The sequence below is a fragment of the Mesorhizobium sp. M4A.F.Ca.ET.090.04.2.1 genome (assembly GCF_003999085.1).
Classification (GTDB): Bacteria; Pseudomonadota; Alphaproteobacteria; order Rhizobiales; family Rhizobiaceae; genus Mesorhizobium.
Genome location: NZ_RZOT01000494.1, coordinates 1 through 4,711 on the forward strand (window position 1 = coordinate 1; position 4,711 = coordinate 4,711).

Here is a 4,711-nt window from a genome sequence, read left to right on the forward strand (position 1 = left end):
CTCGATTGCAGAGGCGCGGACCGTCGAAGGGGCCGATCTCGCTTCGGGGGCCGGCACCGATCATCTGGCGCCTTCCGCGGCGAGCACGCTCGACGATGTGATTGCCGCCTATGAGGAGCAGTTCGGCTTCATCGAGGGGCAGGGCGGCAAGGCGATCATGATGGCGAGCCGCGCGCTGGCGGCGGTCGCCAGGGGCCCGGACGACTATTCCAGCATCTACGACCGGATCCTCTCGCAGGCGTCAGGCAAAGTGATCCTGCACTGGCTGGGCGACATGTTCGATCCGGCCCTGAAGGGATACTGGGGCAGTGGCGATTTCGAGACGGCGCTCGATACGGTCGTGGCCATCATCGAGCGGCATGCCGGCAAGGTCGAAGGCATAAAAATATCGCTGCTCGATGCCAGCAAGGAGGTGGCGCTGCGGGATCGGTTGCCGGAAGGCGTCGTCATGTTCACCGGCGACGACTTCAACTACCCCGAGTTGATCGCCGGCGACGGCAGGAGGCACTCGCATGCGCTGCTCGGCATTTTCGACGCCATCGCGCCGGTCGCCAACGCGGCGCTGGCCAGGCTCACCGATGGCGACCGCGCCGGCTATGACGCACTGATGGCGCCGACGGTGCCGCTGTCGCGCAAGATCTTCGAGGCGCCGACCGAATATTACAAGGCCGGCATCGTCTTCATGGCATGGCTGAATGGCCATCAGGAGCATTTCGCGATGGTCGGCGGCATGCAGTCGGCGCGCGGCATCCTGCATTATGCCGATGTGTTCCGGCTGGCCGACCAGGCGGGATTGCTGGCCGATCCCGAGCTTGCGGTGGCCCGAATGAAGAGCCTCTGCGCCGTCGCAGGCGTTTGACCTCGACCACCGATCGGTTCCGTTCGAAGACCATAAATTTGCCTTGGCCGGGCAAATCTGTTTTCCCTGTTTCTCCCGAGGGGCGGGCGAAGACGGACAATGACGGGCAAAGTGGCGCTCATCACCGGCGTGACCGGGCAGGACGGAGCCTATCTGGCGCAATTGCTGCTTGAGAAGGGTTATGTCGTCCACGGCGTCAAACGCCGCTCGTCCTCATCAAACACCGGGCGTATCGAAGACCTCTATGTCGATCCGCATGAGCGCGACGCACGCCTCTTCCTGCACTATGGCGATCTGACCGACGCGGCCAACCTGATCCGCCTCGTGCAGGAGACGCGACCCGCCGAAATCTACAATCTCGGCGCCCAGAGCCATGTCCAGGTGAGTTTCGAGAACCCGGAATATACGGGCAATGCCAATGCGCTGGGGACGCTGCGGCTGCTGGAGGCGATCCGTATCCTCGGCCTCGAAAGGTCGGTGCGCTTCTATCAGGCGTCGACCTCGGAACTCTACGGCAAGGCGTCGGTGGCGCCGCAGAACGAGACGACGCCCTTCCGTCCGCGCTCGCCCTATGCGGCGGCCAAGCTCTACGCCTACTGGACGACGGTCAACTACCGCGAGGCCTATGGCATGTTCGCGGCCAACGGCATCCTGTTTAACCACGAGAGTCCATGCCGTGGCGAGACCTTCGTCACCCGCAAGATCACGCGCGCGGTGGCCGCGATCCATCACGGGCGGCAAGATGTGCTCTATCTCGGCAATATCGACGCCAGACGCGACTGGGGCCATGCGCGCGACTATGTCGAGGGCATGTGGCGCATCCTCCAGCACGACGAGGCCGACGATTTCGTGCTGGCGACGGGCGAGACGCATTCGGTGCGCGAATTCGTCGAACTGGCCTTCGCCGAGACGGGGCGCACCGTGCTCTGGCAAGGCCATGACGCAGACGAAGTGGGTATCGACGCCGTTTCGGGCGCGGTCCTGGTGCGCATCGACCCACGCTATTTCCGGCCAACCGAGGTCGACCTCCTGGTCGGCGACGCGTCCAAGGCGAGAGCCGTGCTGGGCTGGTCGCACAGGACCGGCTTCAGGGATCTGGTGGCGGAAATGGTGCAGGCCGACCTCGCGGATTTTGACGATGCAGCCATGGCAGGGCGGACGTTCCGCCCGGGGGTGGGCCGATGACTTTCGATTTGAAGGGCAAACGGGTCTTCGTTGCCGGGCACCGCGGCATGGTCGGCTCGGCTGTCGCGCGCCGACTGGCAGGCGAGGATTGCGAAATCCTGACGGTCGCGCGCAGCGAGCTCGACCTTCTCGACCAGGCCGGCGTGCGGCGCTGGATGGCCGAGCACAGGCCGGACGCAGTGGTAATGGCGGCCGCAAAGGTCGGCGGCATCCTGGCCAACGACACGCTTCCGGTCGACTTTCTCCACGAGAACCTGGTGGTGCAGACCAATGTCATGGAGAGCGCCTTCCGCTGCGAGGTGCGGAAGCTCCTGTTCCTCGGCTCGTCCTGCATTTATCCGAAGCTCGCGCCGCAGCCGATCCCCGAAGACGCGCTGTTGACCGGTCCGCTCGAGCCCACCAATGAATGGTACGCGGTCGCCAAGATCGCCGGGCTGAAACTCTGCCAGGCCTACCGGCGTCAGTATGGCGTGGACTACATCTCCGCCATGCCGACCAACCTCTATGGTCCGGGCGACAATTTCGACCTCACCAGCAGCCATGTCGTGCCGGCCCTCATGCGCAAGGCGCATGAGGTCAAGCGTGCCGGCGGGAAGCAGCTGGAGGTCTGGGGATCGGGCAGGCCAATGCGCGAGTTCCTGCATGTCGACGACGCCGCCGATGCGCTTGTCTGGCTGCTGAAGAACTATTCCGGCGACGGCCACGTCAATGTCGGCTCGGGAGAAGACATCAGCATTGGCAAGCTTGCCCGCACGATCCTGTCCGTGGTCGGCGTCGAAGCCACGGTAACCTTCGACGCGACAAAGCCGGACGGCACGCCGCGCAAGCTGCTGGACGTGTCGCGCCTGTTTGCAACGGGCTGGCGGCCGCGCTGCTCGCTGCGCGATGGATTGGAACAGACTTATGGGTGGTTTCTGCGGCATGTCGAGACAGGCGACGTTCGCCTCGGCGCGGGCTGAGCCGCAATCGACGCTGATTGCCGCAGCATGAGGGGATGGGCTGGGCAGCCACCTTCTGGCAATGGCCAACGCAAAGTCGGTCGTGGACGCGTTCGGCTACAGGCGCAATCGTGTCGTCGATGGAAGAGCGGTTCCACGCCACACGCGCCACTCGCTCACCAGCGGCAACGGCGCCTTGTTCGCCGGCGCATGGCGAAAGGCTTCGCAGAAATTTTCCGATTCGTTTGAACCAATCCTTGGAGGGACGCGACCCAGCGCTGCGTAACAAACGCGGTCCACAAGGAGAACGTCCATGCCTATTCTTTCGAGAAACGCCTTGCTTGCCATCGCCGCCGCTTCAGTGGTGGCGGGCTGTAAGACGACCACCCCCCGGGATTGCGATAACCTCAAGCCGAACGTCACCTATCACGGCAAATGCTGCGGCATTGGCGATGCGCCGTGCCGCGAAGGCAAGAACGGCAACCACGACAGGCCCAACAGACCCGACCCTCGGCCGCAATGAGTGTAGGAGAGTAAGCCAGTGAGAGAGCAGGGCTGATTAGGCAGCGGCAAGATCCTGCTGCCGTATTGCCCTACTCTCTTGTTCCCGTGGGGATTTGTTAGGATGGTGGGCGTGACAAGGATTGAACTTGTGACCCCTGCAATGTCAATGCAGTGCTCTCCCGCTGAGCTACACGCCCATCCGATGCCGCGCATACACCATTTTTGATCCGGCGCGTCAATAGGTGGAAAAACGAAAGAAGGGCTCGTTTTGTCGCGCCCGAAGGCGCGCCGGGATCAAGCTGGAACGCCTCACGCCGCCTGCAGCATCTTCTCGACCTCGTTGACGAGGTCACGCAGGTGGAACGGCTTCGACAGTACCTTGGCGTCCTTCGGCGCCTTGGAATCAGGGTTGAGCGCTACTGCGGCGAAACCGGTGATGAACATGACCTTGAGGTCGGGATCGATCTCGGTGGCGCGGCGTGCAAGCTCGATGCCGTCCATCTCCGGCATGACGATATCGGTCAAAAGCAGCGAGAACGGTTCCTCGCGCAGCCGCTCATAGGCGCTGGCGCCATTGTCGAAATCGCTCACCTGATAGCCGGCGCGCTCCAATGCCTTGACGAGGAACCGGCGCATATCATCATCGTCTTCCGCCAGCAGAATGCGTGCCATCATGTCCCGTCCGAATCACCCGCCCGATGTTGATGCCGGGCAAGCCCGTTAACCATCCTGTATATGAGGAGGTGTCGGTAAACATCAAGTGAACGTTGGGCGCATAAGCCCGACTTTGACAACGGGGACAGAGCGCTGAAATGCTGGACATGCGGCCGGGGAGATGGCAGTTTTAGACCATGATGCAGTGCTGTTTCCTGGTTCGTTCACATTGAAGACGGCAGCCGAGGATTTTTCGGTCGTTCCACCCTTCGAAATCCGATCGGGCGCCGAGCAGCGCGTTCCCTTCCTCTTCAATTCGCCGCATAGCGGCCGCTACTATCCCGAGCGTTTTTTGGCCATGGCCAAGCTCGACAGCAACGCCATCCGCCGGTCGGAGGATTGCTATGTCGACGAATTGTTCGGCGGCGCCGTGGTGCTCGGCGCGCCCATGCTGGCGGCGAATTTCCCGCGCGCCTATCTCGACGTCAATCGGGAGCCCTGGGAGCTCGACCCGCGCATGTTCGCCGAGCCGGTGCCGGCCTTCTGCAACATCCGCTCCGCGCGGGTGGCG

6 protein-coding genes and 1 tRNA gene are annotated in these 4,711 nt (G+C 63.1%); 5 read left to right on the forward strand and 2 right to left on the reverse strand.

Annotated features, from left to right (window positions below):
• From EN781_RS26420 to EN781_RS26435, 4 genes are all read left to right on the forward strand, one after another.
• On the forward strand, positions 1-859 hold an 859-nt coding region (locus EN781_RS26420), incomplete at its 5' end, for a DUF993 family protein (RefSeq protein ID WP_127400484.1).
• Positions 860-958: 99 nt separating this feature from the next.
• On the forward strand, positions 959-2,044 hold the full coding sequence (gmd, locus tag EN781_RS26425) for a GDP-mannose 4,6-dehydratase (protein ID WP_126058409.1): 1,086 nt from the start codon (positions 959-961) through the stop codon (positions 2,042-2,044).
• Positions 2,041-3,003, forward strand: a complete 963-nt coding sequence (locus EN781_RS26430) for a GDP-L-fucose synthase (RefSeq protein ID WP_126058410.1) — start codon at positions 2,041-2,043, stop codon at positions 3,001-3,003. Before gmd ends, EN781_RS26430 begins: the two co-directional genes overlap by 4 nt.
• Positions 3,004-3,295: 292 nt before the next feature.
• Entirely contained in the window at positions 3,296-3,505 is a 210-nt protein-coding gene (locus EN781_RS26435; RefSeq protein WP_127400485.1) for a hypothetical protein, read from the forward strand.
• Positions 3,506-3,608: 103 nt separating this feature from the next.
• On the opposite strand, the gene EN781_RS26440 is transcribed toward EN781_RS26435, so the two are convergent.
• Together EN781_RS26440 and EN781_RS26445 are read right to left on the reverse strand one after the other, a co-directional pair.
• A tRNA-Val gene (locus EN781_RS26440) sits at positions 3,609-3,683 on the reverse strand.
• A gap of 112 nt (positions 3,684-3,795) precedes the next feature.
• A complete protein-coding gene (locus EN781_RS26445; RefSeq protein WP_006199474.1) occupies positions 3,796-4,158 on the reverse strand; it encodes a response regulator in 363 nt (120 codons plus the stop codon).
• A gap of 163 nt (positions 4,159-4,321) precedes the next feature.
• Between EN781_RS26445 and EN781_RS26450 the strand changes: the two genes are divergently transcribed.
• Positions 4,322-4,711 (forward strand): N-formylglutamate amidohydrolase (locus tag EN781_RS26450; RefSeq protein WP_189347870.1); only part of this gene is annotated, 390 nt, incomplete at its 3' end.

Excerpts from the sequence above, each read along its gene's own strand:
- EN781_RS26430 (WP_126058410.1), top strand. The coding sequence starts at position 2,041 with ATGACTTTCGATTTGAAGGGCAAACGGGTCTTCGTTGCCGGGCACCGC.
- gmd (WP_126058409.1), top strand. The coding sequence starts at position 959 with ATGACGGGCAAAGTGGCGCTCATCACCGGCGTGACCGGGCAGGACGGA.
- EN781_RS26445 (WP_006199474.1), bottom strand. The coding sequence starts at position 4,158 with ATGGCACGCATTCTGCTGGCGGAAGACGATGATGATATGCGCCGGTTC.
- EN781_RS26435 (WP_127400485.1), top strand. The coding sequence starts at position 3,296 with ATGCCTATTCTTTCGAGAAACGCCTTGCTTGCCATCGCCGCCGCTTCA.